The organism is Mesorhizobium sp. M0676 (assembly GCF_040320535.1).
Classification (GTDB): domain Bacteria; phylum Pseudomonadota; class Alphaproteobacteria; order Rhizobiales; family Rhizobiaceae; genus Mesorhizobium.
Window position 1 is genome coordinate 96,630 of record NZ_JAMYPU010000012.1, and the last position, 22,838, is coordinate 119,467.

The 22,838-nt window shown below is 62.4% G+C and carries 25 protein-coding genes and 1 pseudogene; 17 read left to right on the forward strand and 9 right to left on the reverse strand.

Annotated elements, in window-relative coordinates:
- The first annotated feature begins 58 nt into the window (after positions 1-58).
- From NKI35_RS15525 to NKI35_RS15540, 4 genes are all read left to right on the forward strand, one after another.
- Entirely contained in the window at positions 59-691 is a 633-nt protein-coding gene (locus tag NKI35_RS15525) for a LysE family translocator (RefSeq protein WP_023671977.1), read from the forward strand.
- 124 nt (positions 692-815) lie between these two features.
- The gene (gene rfaE1 / locus NKI35_RS15530; RefSeq protein ID WP_023683757.1) at positions 816-2,309 is read left to right on the forward strand and encodes a D-glycero-beta-D-manno-heptose-7-phosphate kinase; all 1,494 of its coding nucleotides are present in this window, start codon (positions 816-818) and stop codon (positions 2,307-2,309) included.
- An 8-nt stretch (positions 2,310-2,317) separates the two neighbouring features.
- Positions 2,318-2,890, forward strand: a complete 573-nt coding sequence (locus NKI35_RS15535) for a D-sedoheptulose-7-phosphate isomerase (protein ID WP_023683758.1) — start codon at positions 2,318-2,320, stop codon at positions 2,888-2,890.
- On the forward strand, positions 2,883-3,530 hold the full coding sequence (locus NKI35_RS15540) for a D-glycero-alpha-D-manno-heptose-1,7-bisphosphate 7-phosphatase (protein ID WP_023683759.1): 648 nt from the start codon (positions 2,883-2,885) through the stop codon (positions 3,528-3,530). The genes NKI35_RS15535 and NKI35_RS15540 overlap by 8 nt, the downstream gene beginning before the upstream one ends.
- A 5-nt stretch (positions 3,531-3,535) precedes the next feature.
- Here the strand turns inward: NKI35_RS15540 and NKI35_RS15545 are convergent, their stop codons facing one another.
- Entirely contained in the window at positions 3,536-4,015 is a 480-nt protein-coding gene (locus NKI35_RS15545; protein WP_023713930.1) for an Lrp/AsnC family transcriptional regulator, read from the reverse strand.
- A gap of 256 nt (positions 4,016-4,271) precedes the next feature.
- Here NKI35_RS15545 and trxB point away from each other — a divergent pair, with 256 nt between their 5' ends.
- Complete coding sequence (trxB, locus tag NKI35_RS15550) at positions 4,272-5,246, forward strand: thioredoxin-disulfide reductase (RefSeq protein WP_023671971.1); 975 nt, start codon at positions 4,272-4,274, stop codon at positions 5,244-5,246.
- 80 nt (positions 5,247-5,326) lie between these two features.
- The gene (locus tag NKI35_RS15555; RefSeq protein WP_023671970.1) at positions 5,327-6,223 is read left to right on the forward strand and encodes a LysR family transcriptional regulator; all 897 of its coding nucleotides are present in this window, start codon (positions 5,327-5,329) and stop codon (positions 6,221-6,223) included.
- 22 nt (positions 6,224-6,245) lie between these two features.
- Here NKI35_RS15555 and NKI35_RS15560 read toward each other — a convergent pair whose 3' ends face one another.
- The 3 genes from NKI35_RS15560 to NKI35_RS15570 all read right to left on the reverse strand — a co-directional run bounded on the left by NKI35_RS15560 (position 6,246) and on the right by NKI35_RS15570 (position 10,628).
- Complete coding sequence (locus tag NKI35_RS15560; RefSeq protein WP_023671969.1) at positions 6,246-6,743, reverse strand: methyltransferase family protein; 498 nt, start codon at positions 6,741-6,743, stop codon at positions 6,246-6,248.
- Positions 6,744-7,468: 725 nt separating this feature from the next.
- The gene (locus NKI35_RS15565) at positions 7,469-9,520 is read right to left on the reverse strand and encodes an elongation factor G (protein WP_352740724.1); all 2,052 of its coding nucleotides are present in this window, start codon (positions 9,518-9,520) and stop codon (positions 7,469-7,471) included.
- Between the two features lie 247 nt (positions 9,521-9,767).
- Complete coding sequence (locus NKI35_RS15570) at positions 9,768-10,628, reverse strand: alpha/beta fold hydrolase (protein WP_352740726.1); 861 nt, start codon at positions 10,626-10,628, stop codon at positions 9,768-9,770.
- A gap of 147 nt (positions 10,629-10,775) precedes the next feature.
- Between NKI35_RS15570 and NKI35_RS15575 the strand changes: the two genes are divergently transcribed.
- Positions 10,776-11,327 (forward strand): methyltransferase family protein, encoded by a 552-nt coding sequence (locus NKI35_RS15575; RefSeq protein ID WP_352740728.1) that lies wholly within the window; start codon positions 10,776-10,778, stop codon positions 11,325-11,327.
- Positions 11,328-11,375: 48 nt separating this feature from the next.
- A complete protein-coding gene (locus NKI35_RS15580; protein WP_023748188.1) occupies positions 11,376-11,771 on the forward strand; it encodes a (R)-mandelonitrile lyase in 396 nt (131 codons plus the stop codon).
- Positions 11,772-11,830: 59 nt separating this feature from the next.
- Here NKI35_RS15580 and NKI35_RS15585 read toward each other — a convergent pair whose 3' ends face one another.
- Positions 11,831-13,033, reverse strand: a complete 1,203-nt coding sequence (locus NKI35_RS15585; protein ID WP_023683765.1) for a pyridoxal phosphate-dependent aminotransferase — start codon at positions 13,031-13,033, stop codon at positions 11,831-11,833.
- A gap of 276 nt (positions 13,034-13,309) precedes the next feature.
- On the opposite strand from NKI35_RS15585, the gene NKI35_RS15590 reads away from it, so the two are divergent.
- Together NKI35_RS15590 and NKI35_RS15595 are read left to right on the forward strand one after the other, a co-directional pair.
- Positions 13,310-14,221, forward strand: coding sequence for an EAL domain-containing protein (locus tag NKI35_RS15590; protein ID WP_023749767.1), 912 nt, complete (start codon positions 13,310-13,312; stop codon positions 14,219-14,221).
- Positions 14,218-15,078, forward strand: a complete 861-nt coding sequence (locus tag NKI35_RS15595) for an EAL domain-containing protein (RefSeq protein ID WP_352740731.1) — start codon at positions 14,218-14,220, stop codon at positions 15,076-15,078. Before NKI35_RS15590 ends, NKI35_RS15595 begins: the two co-directional genes overlap by 4 nt.
- A gap of 101 nt (positions 15,079-15,179) precedes the next feature.
- Here NKI35_RS15595 and NKI35_RS15600 read toward each other — a convergent pair whose 3' ends face one another.
- Together NKI35_RS15600 and NKI35_RS15605 are read right to left on the reverse strand one after the other, a co-directional pair.
- A complete protein-coding gene (locus NKI35_RS15600) occupies positions 15,180-15,380 on the reverse strand; it encodes a hypothetical protein (RefSeq protein WP_352655141.1) in 201 nt (66 codons plus the stop codon).
- A gap of 233 nt (positions 15,381-15,613) precedes the next feature.
- Complete coding sequence (locus NKI35_RS15605; RefSeq protein ID WP_015316174.1) at positions 15,614-15,826, reverse strand: cold-shock protein; 213 nt, start codon at positions 15,824-15,826, stop codon at positions 15,614-15,616.
- A 298-nt stretch (positions 15,827-16,124) separates the two neighbouring features.
- Here NKI35_RS15605 and NKI35_RS15610 point away from each other — a divergent pair, with 298 nt between their 5' ends.
- On the forward strand, positions 16,125-16,451 hold the full coding sequence (locus tag NKI35_RS15610; protein ID WP_023689728.1) for a hypothetical protein: 327 nt from the start codon (positions 16,125-16,127) through the stop codon (positions 16,449-16,451).
- Positions 16,452-16,600: 149 nt separating this feature from the next.
- Here NKI35_RS15610 and NKI35_RS15615 read toward each other — a convergent pair whose 3' ends face one another.
- Positions 16,601-17,182, reverse strand: a complete 582-nt coding sequence (locus NKI35_RS15615; protein WP_023671959.1) for a methylated-DNA--[protein]-cysteine S-methyltransferase — start codon at positions 17,180-17,182, stop codon at positions 16,601-16,603.
- A gap of 177 nt (positions 17,183-17,359) precedes the next feature.
- Between NKI35_RS15615 and NKI35_RS15620 the strand changes: the two genes are divergently transcribed.
- Together NKI35_RS15620 and NKI35_RS15625 are read left to right on the forward strand one after the other, a co-directional pair.
- A complete protein-coding gene (locus NKI35_RS15620; RefSeq protein WP_352740733.1) occupies positions 17,360-18,289 on the forward strand; it encodes a transglycosylase SLT domain-containing protein in 930 nt (309 codons plus the stop codon).
- A gap of 5 nt (positions 18,290-18,294) precedes the next feature.
- Positions 18,295-18,783 carry a GNAT family N-acetyltransferase gene (locus NKI35_RS15625; RefSeq protein WP_023713916.1) on the forward strand — a complete coding sequence of 163 codons (489 nt, stop codon included), beginning with the start codon at positions 18,295-18,297 and terminating at the stop codon, positions 18,781-18,783.
- A gap of 286 nt (positions 18,784-19,069) precedes the next feature.
- On the opposite strand, the gene NKI35_RS15630 is transcribed toward NKI35_RS15625, so the two are convergent.
- The gene (locus NKI35_RS15630; RefSeq protein WP_023683772.1) at positions 19,070-19,408 is read right to left on the reverse strand and encodes a hypothetical protein; all 339 of its coding nucleotides are present in this window, start codon (positions 19,406-19,408) and stop codon (positions 19,070-19,072) included.
- 325 nt (positions 19,409-19,733) lie between these two features.
- On the opposite strand from NKI35_RS15630, the gene NKI35_RS15635 reads away from it, so the two are divergent.
- The 4 genes and pseudogenes from NKI35_RS15635 (at position 19,734) to NKI35_RS15650 (ending at position 22,532) form a co-directional block, all read left to right on the forward strand.
- The gene (locus tag NKI35_RS15635; protein ID WP_352740736.1) at positions 19,734-20,285 is read left to right on the forward strand and encodes a DUF4142 domain-containing protein; all 552 of its coding nucleotides are present in this window, start codon (positions 19,734-19,736) and stop codon (positions 20,283-20,285) included.
- A 299-nt stretch (positions 20,286-20,584) separates the two neighbouring features.
- Entirely contained in the window at positions 20,585-21,049 is a 465-nt protein-coding gene (locus NKI35_RS15640) for a cupin domain-containing protein (RefSeq protein WP_023724916.1), read from the forward strand.
- Between the two features lie 238 nt (positions 21,050-21,287).
- A pseudogene (locus NKI35_RS15645) lies at positions 21,288-21,602 on the forward strand (RidA family protein); the annotation flags it as partial.
- 99 nt (positions 21,603-21,701) lie between these two features.
- Positions 21,702-22,532 (forward strand): phosphoribosyltransferase-like protein, encoded by an 831-nt coding sequence (locus tag NKI35_RS15650; RefSeq protein WP_352740738.1) that lies wholly within the window; start codon positions 21,702-21,704, stop codon positions 22,530-22,532.
- Positions 22,533-22,838: the final 306 nt, after the last annotated feature.

The window sequence follows — 22,838 nt, forward strand, 5'->3', positions numbered from 1 at the left end:
ATAGTGAGACCGCGGAGCGGCCCGCTTTATTCGAGGCCCGCAAGCTAGGGGACAAAAAATGCCGTCGACCGAACTGCTCATTGCGTTTTTCGCCACCACGGCGATCTTTGCCTATATTCCAGGACCGGCGATGCTCTATGCCGCCGCGCAGACCATGGCGCGCGGGCGCTGGTCGGGGCTGACGGCGGCACTTGGCATCCATCTTGGCGGTTATTTCCATGTCTTTGCGGCTGCCGCCGGGCTGTCGGTGCTCTTCCATGCGGTGCCGCCGCTCTACATGGCGGTCAAGCTCATCGGCGCGCTCTATCTGATCTGGCTTGGCGTGTCCTTGTTCCGCAAGCGCGGGGACGGTGATACGGCGCTGCCGGCGATCGAGCGCAAATCGGCGCGCCGGGCATTTTTCGAGAGCATCACCGTCGAAGTGCTCAATCCGAAGACGGCGATCTTCTTCATGGCGTTCCTGCCACAGTTCATCGATGCCTCGGCGGGTTTCCCGGTGTGGCTGCAATTCGTCGTGCTGGGCACCATCGTCAATCTAATGTTCTCTTCGGCAGATATTGTCTGCGTGTTGCTGGCAGGCATGGTGATCGCCCGGCTGAAGCGCTCCAGCCGTGCGCAGCGCATCATGCAGAGGGCGGGCGGGGCGGTGCTGGTCGGACTGGGCGTCCACGTCGCGTTGCAGAAGAGCTGACGGCCGCCCTGACGTTGCGCTGCGCGGATTTGCGGTATATCGGCTTCGCCATGAACGATCCGGCCCGTAAATTGACAATTTTCAGCGTGATTGAGGTCGGCCTTTCCCTCGCATTGCCAGTGACATGATCAAGCACAATCCGCCTTCGCCCGAACCTTTGCACCGCGCCATTGCCCGCTTTGGCGACGTTGCCGTGCTGGTGGTCGGCGACTTCATCCTCGACCGTTTCGTCAACGGCGTCATCGAGCGCATCTCGCCGGAAGCGCCGATCCCGGTGCTGCACGGGCGCGGCGAGACCTCGACGATGGGCGGCGCAGGCAACGTTGTCGCCAACATCGTCTCGCTGGGTGCCAGCGCTATTCCCATATCGGTGATCGGCACCGATATGGCCGGCGACAATCTGGTGCGCATGCTGCGCGAACTCGGCGCCGATACGGCTGATATGGCGCAGGAGCGCGGTCGCATGACGTCGTCGAAGAGCCGCTTCAGCGCGCTCAATCAGCAGGTGCTGCGCTTCGATGAGGAAGAGATCAAGCCGCTCGACGACAAGGAACGGGCGGACCTGGTCCGGCATTTTCGCGCCGCACTCACGCGCGCCGACATCGTCATTCTGTCCGACTATGGCAAGGGCATCTTGCTCGACGGCGTCGCCGCCGACCTGATCGCCATCTGCCGCGAGGCGGGAAAACCGGTGCTGGTCGATCCCAAGGGCCGCGACTATGCGCGCTATGCCGGCGCGACCGCCATCACGCCCAACCGCAAGGAGCTTGGCGAAGCTGTCGGTCGCCCGGTTTTCGCCGACGACGAGATCGTCGCGGCGGCACGCCAGCTGATTTCGGCACATGGCTTCGACTTCGTCGTCGCCACCCGCAGCGAAAAGGGCATGAGCGTCGTCGGCGCGGATGAGGCGCGCCACATCGCCACCCAGGCGCGCGAAGTGTTCGACGTTTCGGGCGCCGGCGATACGGTCATCGCGAGCTTCGCGCTGGCTCTGGCCGCGGGCGCCGATCGCATCATGGCCGCCTCCATCGCCAATGCCGCCGGCGGTGTGGTGGTCGGCAAACGCGGCACCGCGCGGCTGACCGTGGAGGAACTCACCGGCGCGCTGTTCCGCTCGCACGGCCCGACCGCCCACAAGGACGCCATCCTCGATGCCGCATCGGCCGCGCGCATGGTAGCGGCGTGGAAGGACGAGGGCCTGAGCGTCGGCTTCACCAATGGCTGTTTCGACATATTGCATGCCGGCCATGTCAGTCTTCTGCACGCGGCGCGCAGCCAGTGCGACCGGCTGGTGCTCGGCCTCAACAGCGATGCCTCGGTGCGTCGGCTGAAAGGCGCCGGGCGCCCGGTCAACGATCAGCATGATCGTGCCTGCGTGCTCGCCGCCCTGGCCTCGGTCGATGCGGTCGTGGTGTTCGAAGAGGATACGCCGCTGGCGCTGATCGAGGCGCTGCTGCCCGACATTCTGGTCAAGGGCGCCGACTATACCGTCGAAACCGTTGTCGGCGCCGATGTGGTGCAGAAGGCGGGAGGCCGCGTCGTCCTGGTCGACCTTGTCGCCGGCAAGAGCACCACCGGCACGATCGGCAAATTGCGCGCCGGCGGCGGTACCAACTGAGGGATTTCATGCCCGGACTGAATGACTATCTGGTCCGCTCGGCGGCCGCGATCACCGCGACAGTCGAGCGTGACCTGACCGCCGAGATGGAACGTGCTGTGAGTGCGGTCGTCGCCGCGCTTTCCTCGGGCAAGGCGCTGCTGGTCTGCGGCAATGGCGGCTCGGCCAGCGACGCCATCCACATTGCCACCGAACTGGTCGGCCGCTTCCTTAAGGAGCGCAAGGCCTACAATGTCATTGCGCTGCCGGCCAACGCCGGGATGCTGACCGCCTGGGGCAACGACTACGGCTTCGACACGGTGTTTTCGCGCCAGGTCGAGGCGCATGGCGCGGCCGGTGGCGTGCTGCTCGCCATTTCGACCAGCGGCAATTCGCCGAGCATTCTGGCTGCCGCCGAACAGGCACGGATGATGGACATGACGGTGATCAGCCTGACCGGCGACACCGGCGGCAAGCTGAAGCCGCTCACCGACATCCTGCTCAACGTGCCCTCGACCTCGACGCCGATCATCCAGCAGGGACATCTCTGCCTCTACCACTATCTCTGCGAGGTGGTGGAAGACCGTCTGTCAAATGGCTGACACCGGGGCCTACGGTCCATACCCGCTGGCTGAACCCGGCCTGTGGGTTGAGCGGGTGGGTATGCAGTCCTTTCTCGCTGGGACGCCGGCGCTGTTCTTCGACCGCGACGGCACCATCAATGTCGATACGGGTTATCCCGACGATCCCGGCAAAATGGTGCTGCGCGACGGCATCGTGTCGGTCATCGCCGCCGCCAACCGGGGCAACATCCCGGTCGTCATCGTCACCAACCAGTCCGGCATCGCGCGCGGCTATTTCGGCTGGAAGGAATTTGCCGCGGTCAACGGCCGGGTTCTCGAGCTGCTTGCCGCCGGCGATGCCTTCGTCGACATGGTTCTGGCCTGCGCCTACCACGAGGCGGGCAGCGGGTCACTGGCGGTCGCCGACCACCCGATGCGCAAGCCCAATCCGGGCATGCTGCTCGAGGCCCAGCAGCGCCTCGGCCTCGATCTCACACGCTCGCTGATCGTCGGCGACAAGCCCGCGGATATGCAGGCCGGACAACGTGCCGGCCTGCCGCGCGGCTGGCTGGTGGATGGCGAGGGAAATAATGAGCCGGGCTTCGAGGTTCTGCCGCTGCGCAACCCCGATGATCTGGTAGCGCTTTTGGGGGCTATCGAGTCGCTCGCCCGAATCTAGGACGATCATGGGGCGCTGAACGCCACCAGCCCTTCGTCCTTGACGCGGCGGATGGTCAGCGCGGTGCGCACCGTGTCGACATTCGGCGCCGAAGCCAGTTCTTCGATGACGAAGGTCTGGAAGGTGCCGAGATCACTCGCCACGCAATGCAGCAGGAAGTCGGATTCGCCCGAGACCATCCAGGCGTCGCGCACGATCGGCCAGCCGCGAGTGCGCTCGGCGAAAGCTTTGAGCTCCGCGTCGGCTTGGTGATGCAGGCCGATCAGGCAGAAGGCGACGACATCCATGCCGAGCGCCGGCGCGTTGAGCAAGGCGCGATAGCCTCTGATGATGCCGGTTTCCTCCAGCCGCCGGACACGGCGCAGGCAGGGCGGGGCGGAAATGCCGACACGGCTCGACAGTTCGACATTGGTCATGCGCCCGTCGGCCTGAAGCTCGCGCAGAATCTTCCAGTCGATGGCATCGAGGTCGGCTTTCAGGGGCATGGCGGTCTCGGCTTAGCGCAAGAATCTTTCGCGCTCTCGTCCTTAAACGACTTTTGTGTCGATGCCAGCCCTTTGGTCGGGCGATTTCGCAACCGTAACGAAAGCGGCCATTGCGCGAATAAGCCTGTAGGCCGAAGCTTTCCGGGGACGACGGCCTGATCGTCTTGCTGGTGTGGTTGGCAACCCTTACATTACCAGCAACATTTCACGTCGTTTTCCAAGGCACACTCGATTGTCTGCCCCGCAGAGGCTTTAGATGACCACCAAGCACGCGCCTGTCCTTATCATCGGTTCCGGCCCGGCCGGCTATACGGCGGCGGTCTACGCCGCGCGCGCCATGCTGAAGCCGATGCTCGTCGCCGGCCTGCAGCAGGGCGGCCAGCTGATGATCACCACCGATGTCGAAAACTATCCGGGCTTCGCCGATCCGATCCAGGGCCCGTGGCTGATGGAGCAGATGCTGAAGCAGGCCGAGCATGTCGGCACTGACATCGTCAACGACATCATCACCGAGGTCGACCTCAATGTGCGGCCGTTCCGCGCCACGGGCGATTCCGGCACCACCTACACGGCCGATGCGCTGATCATCGCCACCGGTGCGCAGGCGAAGTGGCTGGGCATCCCCACCGAACAAACCTTCATGGGCTTCGGCGTGTCGGCCTGCGCCACCTGCGATGGTTTTTTCTATCGCGGCAAGGATGTCGCTGTCATCGGCGGCGGCAATTCGGCGGTGGAGGAGGCGCTCTATCTCTCCAATCTGGCGAAGAGCGTGACCGTCATCCACCGGCGCAACGATTTCCGCGCCGAGCGCATCCTGCGTGAGCGGCTGTTGAAAAAGGACAATGTCCGAGTCATCTGGGACACGATCGTCGACGAGATCACCGGCCGGCCCGGCAAGACGCCGCTGCCGCCTTCGGTCGAAGGGCTGAAGCTCAGAAATGCGATGACCGGCGAGGTCAGCCATCTCCAGGTGGACGGCGTGTTCGTGGCGATCGGCCATGCGCCGGCGGTGGAATTGTTTGTCGGCAAGCTGAAGCAGAAGCCGAACGGCTATCTGTGGACGGCGCCGAATTCGACCCGCACCGATGTGCCCGGCGTGTTCGCCGCCGGTGACGTGACCGACGATATCTACCGTCAGGCGGTGACCGCCGCCGGGCTCGGCTGCATGGCCGCGCTCGAGGCGGAAAAATACCTGGCCGGCATCGAGGTGCACCGCGAAGCGGCGGAATAAAATCTATCAAGACGGCGTCGCAAGCCGTTCAAAAGCCTGATTTTTCATTCAGACGCCAAAAACAGAACGAGGGGAACTCAATGGCGTTGGACTGGGACAAGCTTCGCGTGTTTCACGCAGCGGCGGAGGCTGGGTCGTTTACCCATGCCGCCGAGACTTTGCACCTGTCGCAATCGGCGATTTCACGCCAGGTCAGCGCGCTCGAACATGATGTCGGGGTGCCGCTGTTCAATCGCCATGCCCGCGGCCTGGTGCTGACCGAGCAGGGCGAAATGCTGTTCCGCACGGCGCATGACGTGCTGATGAAGCTGGAGACCATCAAGTCGAAGCTGACCGAGGCCAAGGACCGTCCCTCAGGCGTGCTGAGGGTAACGACCACGGTCGGGCTCGGCGCCGGCTGGCTGACCGAGCGGGTGCAGGAATTCATCGAGCTCTATCCGGAAATCAGCCTGCAGCTGATCCTGGCCAATGAGGAACTCGACCTCACCATGCGCCAGGCCGACTGCGCGATACGGCTGCGCCAGCCGCAGCAGCCCGACCTTATCCAGCGCCGCCTGTTCACCGTGCATTTCCACCTCTATGCCTCGCCGTCCTATGTCGGCAAGCACGGCAAGCCGACCTCGGTCGCCGATCTGAAGAACCATCGCATCGTCACTTTCGGTGTGCCGGTGCCGTCGCATCTGTCGGAGCTGAACTGGCTGGAAACGATCGGCGATTTCGACGGTGGGCAAAGGGTGCCGACGCTGCAGATCAACGACATCTTGTCGATCAAGCGCGCCGTGCAGGGCGGCGCCGGCATCGCCATGCTGCCCGACTACGTGATCTCCAAGGAATCGGATTTGGTGCAGCTTTTGCCGGAGACCGAGGTGCCGTCCTTCGACACCTATTTCGCCTATCCCGATGCAATGAAGAACCAGGCCAAGCTGCACGTCTTCCGCGACTTCATCATCGCCAAAGCGCGCAGCTGGTCATTTTAAACATGCCCTTGGGAGGTGCTGGTCACCCCCGCCAAGGCGTCAGCCGTGGCAGCCAGCCGGGAACATTGCGGCGGTAGGTCTCGTATTCGCCACCGTAGCGGCGGGCGAGAGTCGGCTCCTCATAGAACCTGACGAAAGAGCCCATGACGATCGCGCCGATGGCGGCATAGGCAGCGACGCTCCAGCTTGAAAACAGCAACGCCTGGCCGAGGATGATCGACAGCACGGCGACGTACATCGGGTTGCGGACATGGCGGTAGACGCCGCCGATCACCAGTCTCTCGGTGGGTGCTACAGGCGCCGGCGTGCCCATGCCTTCGAGCGCGAAGCGGGCAAAGGAATGGACGAGCAGGGCGATGGCCGCGACGATTAGGATGGAGCCAGCCGGCACGAAGCCGGGCACCGTCGACAGCGGCAGACGGTAGCGGTCCGTCAGCAGCCAGGGCACCAGCCCGGCCACGACACAAGGTGCGGCGATGAAGAAGACCGCGCTGCCGGCGATCGCCTGGGGTGTCCGCATGTCAGGTCTCCCTTCTTCCGGCCGACCCTTCCCATCCCGCTGCCGCAAAAATAAACGCCTGCTGCCCGATTCAACGTCATTCGGCTTTTTGCCCGCGAGCGCGAGAATCAGCCCGACTTGCGGTTCTGCGAAGGCAACCGCACGGTCGCGCCATTCATTTGGCAAGTTTTCGTGGTCCTATGGCCCCTAGACATGGGTTAGACCACAGCCTGTACCTTTTTGCATGCGTGTGTTGCAAAATAGATGCTTGTTTCTTGGGCATGAACAGCACATATATAGATCATCTCCTGGGCGCGTTCTCCTCCCATTAGCGCCCTCGAGTGTTCCCCTCTGGAGGTTAGCCTTAACAGGCACTTCCAATCAAACTCAGCCGGATCTTCATTGATCCGGCTTTTTTGTTTCCGGGCCTGCCGTAGCCAGCGAAAAATCGAGCAAAATCGCCGCGTAACAGTGACATGTAACCTCAGGTAACATGCCGCAGGCGCGATTCATCGTTTAAGCAGATCATAGGACGCGGTGTGGTTCGACCGGGAGATGGGGGCATCACTCGGAAGATCCGGGCTCAGGCGGCTACCGCGTCCGAACCTATTCGTCTGTCAGTGCCGCATGGCGCGGCGGATACGTGCGGCGGACCTGCCGTTTTCCTCCCAAGAAGACGGTCCGCAATAAGAGCGGCGTCCGGGTCATCCGGGCGCCGTTTTTTGTGCGGATCATCCTTCGGCCTGTCAGGCAGCCTTGCCGTTGGCGTTCATCGCCTCGTCGGCCAACCGACCGGTCAGCTCGGCCATGTGATCGAAGGCGCAACGATAGCTGGCGACGCCGGAGGTCGCCGAGCGCAGTTCGATGATCAGGTCGCCGATCTCGGCCTGCGGCATGGTCGCCTCCACGACATCCCATCCCGGCCAGTCAGGCCGCGCGTCGTAGCCAAGGATCTGGCCGCGCCGTTGCGGGATCAGCGCGATGATCTTCGAAGTGGCTTCGGACGGCGTGACGATCTCGACCTTCATGACCGGCTCGAGCAGCACCGGCGAGCAGGCCGCCATGCCTTCCTTCATGGCCAGCTTGGCCGCCATCTGGAAAGCCATGTCGGAGGAATCGACGGCGTGGTAGGAGCCGTCGGAGAGGTTGACGGCGACATCGACGACAGGGAAGCCGAGCGGGCCGGATTTCAGATAATCGCGCACGCCGGTTTCGACCGACTGGATGTAGGTCTTGGGCACGACGCCGCCGGTGATGGTGTCCGAGAACTGAAAGCCGGAGCCGCGCGGCAGCGGCTTGATCTCGATCACCACATCGCCGAACTGGCCATGGCCGCCGGACTGCTTCTTGTGGCGGCCGCGCTGCTGCACCGTCTTTCGGATCGTCTCGCGATAGGGGACGGCAGGCGCATGGCCTTCGACCGGAATCTGATTCTTGCCTTCCAGCCGCTCGCGCACGACCCGCAGATGCATCTCGCCATGGCCGGACAGCACGGTCTCGGCCGAGTCCTGGTTGTGGCGCAAGGTGAGCGAGGGATCTTCCTCGGCCAGGCGCTGGATGGCCGCCGACATTTTGACCTCGTCCTTGCGCTCCTTCGGCCGTAGCGCAAAGGCAAAGACCGGCTGCGGCGGCGTAAGCGTGACCAGCGGCTTGATACCGCCCTTCGTGGAACTCAACGTCTGGCCGGTCTTGACCTCGTCCAGCTTGCCCAACGCCACCGTGTCGCCGGCCTTGGCAGCGGTGAGCTTGGACTGGTCCTTGCCGAGCATCTTGTAGATGCCGGAGACCTTCGCCGTCTCGCCATTCGACAAATAGAGTTCGGCTGCATCGGCGATCTGGCCGGAGAGTACGCGCGACACGGACAGCTTGCCGCCATGCGCGGTGTGGATGGTCTTCATCACCTGGACCACGGTGTGATTGCCGTCGGGGACGCCGAGCCGTTTGCGCGTCGCCTCGACATCCGGTGCGTCATGGCGGATCGCCTTCAAAAGGCGCAGCACGCCGTTGCCTTTTTCGGCGGTGCCGATCAGCACCGGCGTTATGGCGCCGGCGCGCAGGTCGGCGGACAGATCGTCGAAGACCGCGTCTTTCGGCGGCTCGATCTCCTCCAGCAACTGCTCCATCAACTGGTCGTCATGGTCGGCAAGCGTCTCCAGCATGGAGAAGCGAGCCTCCAGTTCGCGCGCCTTGTCATCAGTTGGAATTTCGGCAACCTGGCTTTCGGCATATTCGCGGTAGATGTAGGCGCGCTCTAGCGCCAGGTCGATGGAACCGATCACCACATTGTCCTTGCGCAGCGGAATCTGGCGCAGCAACAGCGGCGCCGCGCTCGTCGGCTGCAGCATCTTCAGCGTATCGCGTACGCCGGCGATTGCCTTGTCGACCTTGTTGAGGAACAGGATGCGCGGCACGCCGAGATCGTCGAGCTTGCGCATGATGAGCTGCAAGGCTGGGATCTTCTTCTCGTCGGCCTCGGCGACGACCACCGCGAGATCGCAGGCTGCCAGCACCGGCTCGGCCTCGAAGGAGAATTCGATCGATCCGGGACAGTCGACGAAGGTGATCTGCTCGCCCATGAATTCGGTGGTGGCAAAGGTCGCCTCGACGCTCATGGCGTGCGCCCGCGCCTCGGCCGAATGATCGGAAACGGTGCTTCCCGATGAAACGGGATTTTGGCGGGGGATGGCGCCCGTACGGGCGAGGATGGCTTCGAGAAGTGTCGTCTTACCGCCTGCAAAGGGACCGACTATGGCAATGCATTTCGGTCCCGTGCGTCGTCCTCCGGCGCGAGTACCCATGGCTGACCTCCACTCAGGCTTGGCCCTTGGAGTGCGATCAGCAAAAGTGGAAACGGTTTTGCGCCGATCGCACCCTGTCGTGAGCGGCGGCCGGCCTGTTCGACCGTCGCGGGGCGGGGTTGTTTCTCTTAGCCACCTGCCCACGCCCATCGTCCCACGGGTTAGCCGGCAGGGCAAGGAAAATAGGAATCCGGTGCGCCGTCAGGCGGCCGAGGAAAGACCCCGGGATCAGAACCGTCCGGCGATTTCAGCTTGCCTGGGTGCGGCGCGTGGGCGTGGCGGCTGCACTCTGCTTCACTACCATCTCGGCGTAGCGCGACAGCAACGGGTTGAACAGGTCTGGGCGTTCCCAGAACGGTGCATGGCCGGCGCCTGATATGACATGGCATTGTTCCCACAGCAAGCCATAGGCCACCGTCTCGAAGTAACTCAGCCGCACCAGCGGATCATGCTCTCCATTGATCACCGCAACCGGGAACGGGGCGTGCTCGACCACCTGTTTCTGGTCGGCGCCCTTGCCGGCAAACATGGAGCGCGCCACGCCGGCGCGAAGCCGGCCGTCGGTGCGCCTGATGGCTTCGCGGAAAGACGGACTGGCGGTGTCGCCGTAGCACAGAGCCTCAAAACGCTCGATGTCGCGTTCGGAGTAGACCTTCTTGGAGGCGAGCAGCATGTCCCAGTTGGCGTGAAAGCCGCGCAGCATGCCAAGCGGCCCCCGCGACACCGGCGGCGCTCCGGTCAGCACCAGGCCGCTGACCGCATGGTGAAAGCTGGCCAGTTCGACCGCCACATGGCCGCCGAGCGACCAGCCGAAGATGATGGCGTGGCCGATGCCCAAAGCGTCGAGAAGCCGGGCTGTGGTCTGGGCAAGGCCGGTAATCGTATAGGCGGTCGCCGGGTCGCGGGCATCGGAGGACTCGCCGTGGCCGGGAAGGTCGAAGGCGATCAGCCGATGGGCGTCGGCAAGCGGGCTATCGAACTGACGGGCAAACACGGCGCGCGAACTGCCCGAGCCATGGATCATGACGATGGGCATGCCGGACCCAGACGACTGGCTGAGGCGCAAGTCGGCCTGCGGCGTGCGGATGGTGCGGTGAGTGATGCTCATGCTGGATTAGACCTTGAGATTTGCCTGACCGCCAACATCGCATCGCTGGCTCTATATGTTCTTTAAACATGTGGTTAAGAAAGGATTTCTAAAGAGATAGCCGGCACGATCGCTGGCTCCATGGCAATCACGCGCGGAATCCCGACAATGGAACCAGTCCTCGATCTTCTTGTCTCGATCTGCAGCATCGCGATGCTTGGCCAATATGTCTGGTCGATGCGGGCGCATTTCCAATCGCAGGCGATGTCTCCAGGCGCCATGGTGATTTCGGCGGCGGTCATCGCCACGGCGCTGTTCTTTCTCGCCATCCTTTGGATCCAATCGCAGCCGGGTTCGGCAAAGATCACCGGACTTGCCGTCGAACTGGCGAGCTCTGCCCTGTTCTGGTGGGCGATCGTGACGTCGCGCAAGGTGCGGCTGCGCTTCGTCTTCGCACCCGACGATCCGCACAGCCTGCTGACCCACGGCCCCTACGGCCATGTCCGCCACCCCTTCTATACGTCCTACATCGTCTTCTGGATCGGCTGGGGGATCGCGACCTGGTCGATCTGGGCGGTGGCGCCGGTCGCCGGGATCGCTATCCTCTATGTGTTTGCGGCACTGGACGAAGAGAAGAAATTTTCGCGCACGCCGCTGGCCGGAGCCTACGCGGACTATCGCGTACGTGCCGGCCTGTTCTGGCCCCGGCTGGGGTGGTAGCCGGCACCGGAGCAGGGTAGCTTCTGCCAAACTTAGGGATCACCAGAGATGAAGATCATTGCCTGCGGCAGCGTGCCGACCATCATCGCACCGGAGAAGTATTTCACCGGCCGCGTGTTGCAGACGCCCATCATCGAGAAGGAAGCGCCGGCCCGGCTCAGAGCCACGCTGGTCAGCTTCGAGCCCGGTGCGCGCACCCACTGGCACACGCATCCGCTGGGGCAGACGCTTTATGTCACTGCGGGGGCCGGCCTTGCGCAGACATGGGGCGGGCCGATCCAGCAGATCAAGGCGGGCGACGTGATCTCGTTCGAGCCCGGCGAGAAGCACTGGCACGGCGCGGGTCCAAAGACGACAATGACCCACGTCGCCATGCAGGAAGCGCTGGACGGCGTCCATGCCGATTGGATGGAAGCGGTCACCAGCGAGCAGTATGGCGGCTGAGGTCTGCTCCTGACAAAAACCCGGCTCGAAGCCGGGTTTCATGTCTCGGTGCCGCCAGTTCAGGTCAGCGATGCCGTGAACCGCTGGATGCGGGTGCAGGCTTCCTCCAGCAGCGTCTCCGACGTGGCGTAGGAGATCCGGAAGTTGGGGCCGAGGCCGAAGGCCGAGCCGAACACCACTGCGACACCCTCGCCTTCGAGCAATTCGGAGCAGAAAGTCTCGTCGGTGTCGATTATCTTGCCGGCTTTGGTCTTCTTGCCAATCAGCTGGGCACAGGACGGGTAGACATAGAAGGCGCCTTCCGGCGACGGGCAGGTTATGCCGCGCGCCTGGTTGAGCATCGACACGACGAGGTCGCGACGGCCCTGAAAGATCGCCTTGTTCCTGGCGACGAAATCCTGCGGGCCGTTGAGCGCCTCGACCGAGGCCCATTGCGCGATGGTGCAGGCGCCCGAGGTCTGCTGGCCCTGGATCATGTCCATCGCCTTGATCAGCTGGACGGGACCCGCGGCATAGCCGATGCGCCAGCCGGTCATGGCGTAGGCTTTCGAGACGCCGTTCATGGTCAGCGTGCGCTCGTAGAGTTTCGGCTCGACCTCGGCGATCGTCCTGAAGACGAAGTCGCCATAGGTCAGGTGCTCGTACATGTCGTCGGTCAGTGTCCAGACATGCGGATGCTTCAAGAGCACGTCGGCCAGCGCGCGCAGCTCGGCTTCCGTGTATGCGGCGCCGGACGGGTTCGACGGCGAGTTCATCAACAGCCATTTGGTCTTCGGCGTGATCGCCTTTTCCAGCACGGCGGGAGTGAGCTTGAAACCATTGTCGATCGAAGTATCGGCGAACACCGAGGTGCCGCCGCAGATCGCCACCATTTCGGGATAGCTGACCCAATAGGGGCGGGGGATGATGACCTCGTCGCCTGGGTTCAGCGTCGCCATGAAGGCGTTGAACAGGATCTGCTTGCCGCCGGTGCCGACAATGGTCTGCTCGGGCTTGTAGTCGAGATTGTTCTCGCGCTTGAATTTTTTCGCGATCGCCTCGCGCAGCGGCGCGATGCCCGAAACCGGCGGGTATTTGGTCTCGCCGCGGCGGATCGCCTCGATCGCCGCATTCTTGATGTTGTCGGGCGTGTCGAAATCCGGTTCGCCAGCGCCGAGGCCGATAATGTCGCGGCCGGCATTTTTCAGCTCGCGGGCTTTCTGCGTCACCGCGATGGTGGCGGAAGGCTTTACGCGGGCAAGGGCGTCGGCAAGAAAGGCCATGACCAGATATCTCCAGAGGGGTCGGCGCAACCGCAAACAGCTGCGGCGCTTCTCATGTCGCATCGACCCGGCAAGTGCAAGCATTGTCGGATGAGCCAGGGGTCAAGGACCTGTGAAGATCGGCTTTTGGAGCGCGTGCATGACCGTTTCGCTCTGCGCTGCGGGCTCGGCAATCGATAGGCTTATCCCCGGCAAGAATAAATTCATCAACGGCCGCTAAAACCTTTGACGGCAGGATCGCCAGCCATTTCGCCTGTCTCGCGGAGCGAGGGACCCTTGTCGCGCAGCACCGGGCTTGCCCACATCATCCGTCACGATGACGGCACCGCTTCAGGTGTCTGGGGTCCCTACACGCTGCAGAGCGCCTTTCAGCCGATCTTCGCCTTCAAGGACGGCAAGCTCTCGATCGCAGCGTTCGAGGGGCTGATCCGGCCGTTTCGTGACGGCGAGCCGCAATCGCCGATGAACTTCTTCCGCACCTGTCCGGCCGGCGACCGCCTGCACATCGAGGCGCTGACGCGCACGCTGCATTTGCTCAACGCTGGCGCCTGCCTGCCGCAAGAAGCCTCGATCTTCGTCAATTTCGACCCGTCGGTGTTCACCGAGCGCACCGTTGCCGACAACGCGCTGCGCGACATGCGGCTGGTGCTGCACGAGGCGGGGATCGATCCGCGGCGCATCGTCTGCGAGGTCACCGAGCAGAAGTCGGCGTCGCAGGAAACGCTCTACAGCTTTGTCGAGGCGCTGCGGGCCAATGGCTTTCGCATCGCCGTCGACGATTACGGCGCCGATGAATCCGACATCAACCGCATCAAGGAGCTCAAGCCCGACATCGTCAAATTCGATGCGCACTGGATCACGCAGCTCATGGAATCCGGCGCCGGCTTTGCCCTCTTGACTGCCATGGTGACGAACTTCGAACTACAGGGCATCCGCACGGTGTTCGAAGGCATCGAGGAAGGCTGGCAGCTTGAATTGGCCGAGAAATCCGGCGCATCGATGGTGCAGGGCTTCGTGCTGGCGAAGCCGGAACTGGCGCCGACCAGCTTTCGCGCTTTCGGCAAGGATGGGCAGCCATCTGTCGCGGCGGCCGAGCCTGGCAAGACGCCTGCCGGCCCGACTGCAGCGCCTCCGGCGCGGCCGGGCAGGGTGTTCGGGCGCAGGACCGGGCGCAGGACCGGGCCATGACCGGGCAGCGCGAGAGGCGTCGCGATATCGGCGAAGCGATCTTTGCCGACGAGGTCGGCATCGAATACGGCGTCTACGGCGCGTTCCGGCTGAAGAGCGCCTACCAGCCGATCTTTGCGCCACGCGGCGGCGCGTTGGCCGCGGTTGCCGTCGAGGCGCTGATCGAACCGCAGCGCGCTTCCATGCCGGTTGCACCGGCCATGTTCTTCGACAGTGTTGCGCCGGGCGACCGCCTGTTTGTCGAGACGATGTGCCGGATGCTGCATCTGAAAAACTTCCGCAACGTCGGCGCCGACGGGCTCGACCTGTTCTTCAATTACAACCCGATGATCAACGATCATCTCGGGCGGGCGCTGGCCGAGATCCGGCTGATGACGCGGCATCTCGGCGATCTCGACCTGCATGCCGCCATGCTGGTCTGCGAGATCACCGAACAGGCGGCCGACGATAATGTGCTGGCCCCGCTGGTGCGCGAGATGCGGCGCCACGGCATCCGCATCGCCATCGACGATTTCGGCACCGGCCACTCGACCGCGGAGCGGATGAGCCTGTTTCAACCGGATATTGTGAAGATCGACGGCGGCTGGTTCGCCGAATTCTGCCGCCACGCTGCCGCCGAGCGCTTCTTCCGGCCGCTCGTCTCGTCGCTGCACGATCGCGGCGCCAAGGTGCTGGTGGAAGGCATCGAGCAATCCGTGCATCTGCGCGTCGCGCTGGATGGCGGCGTCGACCTGCTACAGGGGTTCCATCTCGGCCGCCCGGCGCTGGCCGGCACGATCTTCAACCGGGAGCCGCTGTCGATCGAGGCGCTGCTTGGCGCCGACAACAAGGTGGTGCCGCTGCATCTGCGGCGCTGATTTTGTCCTCACGCTTGCCGCCGCTTCGCGGCTCGTTCCGGACGGGACGCCAACGGGCGCGATGCCCGGTTGGGCTTGCGGCCTTCGGCCGTAGCGCGCATTCAAAGAGGGCGAACTCGGCCCGCGTGAAGTTCAGCCAAAGCCTGCTCGGCAAACTTATCCAGCCGGCCAGCCTTGGCGTCCGCCTCGATCTGCATATCCCACACCTCTGCCTGATACGCTGCGAACCATTTGGCAAAGGCCTTTAGTTCTTTGGTGTTCAGGGCTGCGATGGATCTTTCAATCTGTTCGAGCTTGGTCATGGGGCGAAACTAATAGCATGGCCATCGTCCAATTCCAGACAAACAAAAAGGCGGGATAAATCCCGCCTTCCCATTTTCGGTAGCCTGATCGGAGCTTTAAGTCCGGGCCGGCAGCTATCTGCTGATCCAGCTTGTCGGGTCTTTCCGCTCCAGCGCGCTTCTCGCGCGACCGTCAGTACATCCGTGACTTGCCGCGCGCCCCGAACTCTCGTCCGGCGCGCGCTATCGCAAAATCAGGCTGCCTTGCTCAGAGAACCAGCGGACGACTTGCCTGTGCGGCGGTCCTGCTCGATCTCGAAGTTGATTTTCTGGCCTTCGACCAGGGTCGACAGTCCAGCGCGCTCGACAGCGGAGATGTGAACGAAAACGTCCGCACCGCCCGAATCAGGCTGAATGAAGCCGAAGCCCTTGGTGGCATTGAACCACTTGACCGTACCAGTTGCCATATGAATAGTCCTCGCATTTGCTTTGGTTTGACCGAACCGAGGTTCAGCCGGTTTGTATCGAGATTTTGGAGATAGACGTCAGCAAACGCGAAGATCGCGAGGCCCGGATCGATCGGCCGAAATATCAATGGAGCTGATATAGGCGGGTTTCGCACCAAAAACAAGATGGCTCGAAAAATGGCGTTGCGGTGGCGCCGCCCAAAGGCCGCCCCAATCGCATGAAAGCGTCGAGCAATCGGGAAGATCGGGACGCCCGACGGCGTTAGTCCGGTTTTGGGAGACTGTCATGAAAACCGTTGTGAAAACCATTCTGCTTGCCGCCTGCCTGACGCTGGCGGCCGCCGAGGCGCAGGCGATCTCGCGCTACGACCCCACTCGTATGAGCTGCGACAGGGTGCAAGGCACGATCGCCCGCCAGGGCGCGGTCATCCTGCGCTATCAGTCCAGGCGCGTGCCGGGGCTGCCGCTCTTCGACCGCTATGTGCAGAGCCAGCAATTCTGCAATGTCGGCGAGGTCAGAAAGCGCGCCTATGTACCGAGCGCCGACACCGAATCCTGCCCGGTCTATCTCTGCAAGCGGATCGAGAACGACCATTTTCATCGCCGCTTCCTGCGCCGTCATTAGGGCATATTGATATTCAAGTGAGGCCGGTCTTCTGCGCTTCCGGCGCCCACGTAAATTAAGTACGCTCCGCTCCGGTTCTCGAAGACCATAGTTCTCGGTGCGGCCTGACCTGAATCTCAACATACCCAGCCGGCATACCATTCAAGCTCTTAGAACCCGAACGAGACCTGCGCCGCCGGCGGCGGGCCGACGCGCACGCCTTCCATGGCCAGCATCTTTTCCTTGGTGGCCGAGCCGCCGGGCGCCGAGAAGCCGCCGATCTTGCCGCCCGCGGCTAGTATCCGATGGCAGGGGATGACCAGCGGCACCGGGTTGGCGCCCAGCGCTGCCCCGGTTTCGCGCGGCAGGCCGGCTTGGCCGGCGCGCTTGGCCAGTTCGCCATAGGTGGTGGTTTCGCCGTAATGCAGTTTCCGCGCCGCGTCGTAGATGGCGAGACGGAAGTCGTCGACGCCGTCGAGATCGACCGGCACGCCAGAGAAATCGACGTCCTCGCCTGACGCATACGCCTTGATCGAGGCGATCAGCTCGACCACCCATTGCGGCTGCCCAATGTTCGCAGTCGTATTGGCGGCAACACCGGCATGCCGCATCAGCCGGCGCTCCACTGCTTCGCGGCTCCTTTCGGGCAGGCAGAGCCGGATCAGGCCCTTTTCGCTCCAGGCGATGCCCATGAAGCCGATCACTGTTTCTAACACTGCGTGGCCGGCTGTGATCGAAGATGCCGTTTCCATGATGCGCTCCTTTCCGCAAAGCGGCGAAAACCGGGATACCGACCGGTACATATGCAGAACAATATGGCATCTGACCCCGGCTCTCGCCACCCGAAAACCACCAGATGGTCCCGATTGCCCACCAGGAATCGCTGGTGTAAGGACTTCTTAACAACCGACAAATCGGACCCGCGCGGCTTGCCAGCAAAATTCAACCTTTTCGCGATCTCTGTGATCGTCGGCGCAGCTGCCCTCAGCGGCTGCCAATCGACCTCGCAGATGAAGGCCACGCCTGCGCTGACCGAAACCGCGACCGCTGCCGGCAGCGATGCCGGCTTCACCTTGCCGCTGCCCGATACGGTTTCGGTGCTACCGCAATCCTCGGGCATAACACCCGTCCAGGCGGCCGAAGCGACGCCGGCCACGCCAGCGCTCGATGCCGCTGCGCAGCCGGTTGCCGCGACGGCGGCCTTTGCCGGCGCGACGCCCACGGCCCCGGCCGTGCCTGCGGTGATGGCCGCCAATGCTTGGCAGGCGCCTGCGCCCGCCAAGGCCGGACAGCCGGTCGCGGCGCAATATACGACCGCCAGCCTTGTCATGCCGGCGACCGCCAAGGGCGGCCAGAACGCCATGCCCGGCGTGCAGCAGGTAGCCTATGTCGTGCCGCAGAACCCGGCTTCCCTGGGCCAGTTCCCCGCCGCGCCGCTCGGTCTCCCGGAAGAAGAGCATGCGACCGGCATGCGCGGCGACGTCGACCGGCTGATCCAGAAATACGCTGCTCTCTACGAGGTGCCGGTCGATCTGGTGCGCCACGTCGTCAACCGCGAAAGCACCTACAATCCCAAGGCTTACAATAACGGCCATTGGGGGCTGATGCAGATCAAGCACGCGACGGCGCGCGGCATGGGCTATGACGGGCCGGCCAAGGGCTTGTTCGACGCCGAAACCAATCTGAAATACGCGGTCAAATATCTGCGTGGCGCCTGGCTGGTGGCGGGTGGCAACGCCAAGAAGGCCGATTGGCTCTACCAGACCGGCTATTATTTCGACGCCAAGCGCAAAGGCCTGCTCGAGGCGACCGGCCTCGGTGTCGACCGCAAGCGCCGCCGGCTGCAGCCCGACGCCTGAGCGCGATGCCTGAACCGCGCCCGCCGGCTCCAAACGACATCCGGCTGCGCAAGATCCTCGACGAGACGCTCGTTGCACCGCACTGGCCGGACGGCTTTAACATGCGCTGCTTCGAACATGGTGACGCGCAGCCCTTGCACGCGCTTTTGACCGAGGTGTTCGACGACGGCACCGACGGCCCGTTCGACGAATGGTGGGCGCGCATATCCAGCGATGCCGAATTCGACCCGGCGCTGTGTTTCCTGGTCATCGACGCCAAAGGACGGCTGGCGGCGGCAGCGCTGTGCTGGACGAGGGCCTTCGTCAAGGACCTCGCGGTCCATCCCGAAGCGCGCGGCCAAGGCATTGGCGAAGCGCTGATGTGGCAGGCTTTCAACGCCTTTCGCGATCGGGGCGCGGCCCATGTCGACCTCAAGACCAACACGGTCGAGAACGCCGCCGCGCTCAGGCTCTACGAGCGGTTGGGAATGATGCCTGTCGCCTGGGAAGGGTAAGGTTTTTTTCTTGCCGCAATTCCCTGGGGAAAACGCTACGCGCTTTTCACGGGAAAACCGGTTCCCACCTTTCCTGGAATTGCTCGAGCGCTGTTGAAATCCTTCGGATTGTGAACTGCTTCACATAGGCCGCCGCAACCGGATGCTACCTCACCTTCCATGCCTTTCGACCGATGGCGGATCGACGACTGGCAGATGTGGAGGGGCTGCACCGGCATGTGTTCAGCCACTCCTTGGCGGGTCCCAGGCGGGGGTTTGGGGCCCGCCAGTCGTTTTGCGGTCGCCCTCAGATATCGGGCGCATTGCCGATCTTCTTTTTGAGCTCAAGCGCCCAGGCGCGGCCCTCGTCGCCGCCCCACAGCAGCCAGGCGATATGGCCGGCCGAAGGATTGTCTTCATTGCCGTAATTCTTGCCGCGCTTGTCGACCTCGTGGCGGGCGAAGTAGCTGACCATGCGGCGGATAGTGGATGGCGCCAGCTTTTCGCGGTTCTTGAGTTCCGTCGCCCGCGCCACGCCGATCTCGGTGCCGCCCCGGCCGAACTGCTTGCGCAGCCTCAACCCCTTGGCGGCGTTGTCGGCCACCACTTGCGGGCAGCGCAGATCGATCTCTTCATCCTCTTGCATGTGTCTCCCCAGCTGCGGAAACCTAACCTGCAGACGCAATACAGGGAAGTGCAACCGGCTCCCAATGCAGCGCCGTCCATTAGGATCAGCGCGCCATCGGCATCTGCGAGATCCTGTGGAACCTTATGGATTTCACGCCTGAGGGTCGGCCGAACTGGAACGAACAGCTGCAATATGGCGAGGCGTGCTGTCCTGAGGTTTGTCCGCCAGGGGCTCGGGACGGCTCTTCGGCAGATGGTCGCTGACGAATAGTTCTCCGGACGCAACCCTGCCGCCAATGCCGCGTTTGATTAGCCGAGGGAAATTTTCAAATCGGAGACCTCAGATGAAAACGCTTCTCACCATTGCCGCCGTCGCCTTGTTCGCCGGTGCCCCTGCCGCCCTTGCGGCCAACTCGACTGCGGTCGCGCCTGCCATGGCCGCCAGCAAGGTCGATACTCCAACCTTCGTCAAGACGGTGCCTAGCTCCAACGAATTCGAAATCCAGTCGAGCAAGCTCGCCGAGGAGAAATCCAGGGCGGCTGACGTCAGGAAATTCGCCAAGCAGATGGTCAAGGACCACACCAAAGCCGGCAAGGAGTTCAAGGCGGCGCTGAGCCAGGGCCAGACCACCGGTTCGACCAAAGCCGCGGGGCCGGCCCTGCAGCCGAAGGAGCAGGCAATGCTCGACGTGTTGAAGAGCGCAAGCGGCAAGGATTTTGACGCCAAGTACATCCAGATGCAGACGGACGCGCACAAGGAGGCCGTTGCCCTTTTCAGCAGCTATGCCAACTCGGGCGACGACCCGGCGATGAAGGAATTCGCCAAGAAGACGCTGCCGACGCTGCAGATGCACGAGAAGCACGTGAAGGAACTCGCGGCGGCGCATCAGGGTTGAGGGCTGGTGACTAGCCAGCAATAGCATTCTACGGCGCCCCCTCTGTCCTGCCGGACATCTCCCCCACGAGTGGGGAGATCAGCAGCGTCGGCGCCGTGCTTTTCTTGCGACGGTGAAAATTGGCGAAGGCTGAGGCGACAGCCAATCTCCCTCCTTGTGGGGAGATGTCCGGCAGGACAGAGGGGGCGCCGTAGAGTGCGACGGCCGATGCCTGCCGTTGGCAAGGCATTGCGGCAAAGTGGCTCTGTGGCTGCGGCGGCAGTGACATACACTGCCGCCACCAATTCAATGGAGCTCCCATGCCCAAGCTCGACCTGTCCACCGTGCCTGTCCGCAAGGGCTCCGGCTACCCCGCACCCTTCGACGCCCCTTGCGCCGAGCGCACACGCCACCGCCTCGGCGATGCCGGCGGCCTCACCGATTTCGGCGTCAACCTGATGACATTGCCATCAGGCGGCTGGTCGAGCCAGCGCCACTGGCACAGCCATGAGGACGAGCTTGTTTATGTGCTGGAAGGGGAACTGGTGCTGGTCGAGGATGGCGGCGAGACGCTGCTCAAGGCCGGCGACTGCGCGACCTTTGCCAAGAACAGCGGCAACGGCCACCACATGATCAACCGCTCGTCCACAACGGCGCGCTATCTCGAGGTCGGCTCGCGCAATCCGGATGATCTCATCACCTGCTCCGACATCGACATGATGAGCCCGAGTTCGGATGGCAGGTTCCTGCACAAGGACGGCATGCCCTATCCGGGGCAGGGGTGAGGGCTGGACCATGGTTCGGCGCTGGCGTTCGCTGGGCGGGGGGATAAGCTCCTCACAATCAAAGGTGGCGCAGGCCCCCTCATCCGACCGCTTCGCGGCCACCTTCTCCCCACTGGGGAGAAGAGGGAAGCGCTGGCGCTGACCGGCTCCTCTCCCCTCGGGGAGAGGTCAGCCGAGCGAAGCGGAGGCTGGGTGAGGGGGCCTTGGCGCCGGCTTGGCAAACAAGGGGAAGATCACCATGAAAAAAGAAGTCATCGAAGTGCCCGTCATGTCGGCCAAGGTGCGGGCGCTCGGGCTGCCTTGCTCGACGGCGGTGAGGGCCAATGGCCTCGTGTTCATATCCGCGACGCCGCCGGTGGACATGGTGACCGGCGAGATGGTGCGTGGCGATATCGAAACGCAGACCGAGGCGTCGCTGAAGGCGCTGAAACACTGCCTGGAAGCCGCCGGCACCTCGCTGGAAAACGTGGTGATGGTGCGCATCTACGCCGTCAATTCCGGCTTCTACAACGCCATCAACCGGGTCTATGCCAGGTATTTCAGCGTCAACCCGGTTGTCTGAAGAGCGCTGAAATGAGTAGATTGCTGCCGCAAACTGAGGAATGCGTCCCTGCCTAGCGACATTGTACATACGTCTCGCTCAAGCCAAATTATGGACCCGGCGGACTTTAAGGTTCTCCTTGATATCTGCGACAGCTGCAGATGGATCAAAAGCGAATATGAAGCGCTTGTTAGACTTTGGAACGATTGTTCGGACGATGATGCTCGAGAGTTGATAGTAGACCTGATCAAAAGATTCAAGGTTTTAACCTCTTTTGAAATGACGGATATTACTAAGTCAATTTCTAGGCATGTCCAGGATACATGGTCGTTATCTGCCAAGAATACATTATTTTTTGCTGTAAGCGATGACTATGAATCGGATGGATCTCAGGCATTTTTGCAGCAGCTAAAGAATGATTTTAGCCCTGCTGCGGGCTGGCAGGAAAAAAACTTCCGAAATTCGTTAAAAGGATACGAAGCTGCCTTCGGGAATGGCAAAAATTATATACTCTTTGATGATTTCTTTGGGACGGGAAGAACTATAGAGCGCCAAGCGAACAAATTTATTGAATATGTTGCGGCCAGTGGCTTTCAGGACAATAAGATATATCTGTTGGCAATTGCCGGAATGAACTCAGCAAAAGCTCGCTTGGATGAGCTTGGGCTTGCATATCACTCCGAGGTTTGGCTAGATCGAGGAATATCAGACATATATGATGAAGACGTCGTTGATTCTAAAAGAAAGCTTATGAAATCTTTGGAAAAGATACTCGGCTCCAGGTATAATGGCCAGTTTCTTCCATCAATGGGCTATGGGTCTTCCGAAGCACTTTTTTCAATTCACAATTACAATTGCCCTAACAACGTATTCCCAATCTTCTGGTGGCCGATTTACAGCGATTCCAAGCCAAGAAAAACCATATTTCGAAGGCTGAGATAGTGGTCTATCCGACCTTTATGGTGGAGATATTAAAGGAAATCTATCGCAATCGCGGATGGATTGACGTCTATCAATTTCACGAGAGGTACCGGCTATCTCCCGTCCAAGTGCTGGACGGGGTAGACTTCCTCCAGGCCAATGGGATTTCCGCAGTTGAGCGGAGTGAGGCGAGCTTTCGAATCAAAATTCTTCCTCAAGGAATAGCCTGGATTGATGCCCATGCGCCGGAGTTATTTCTAAGTCCAAGGGCCGACAAGGGGTGGCGATATTCCCCAGAACGGCCTTCTCGAGCTCCCGAGGACTTTT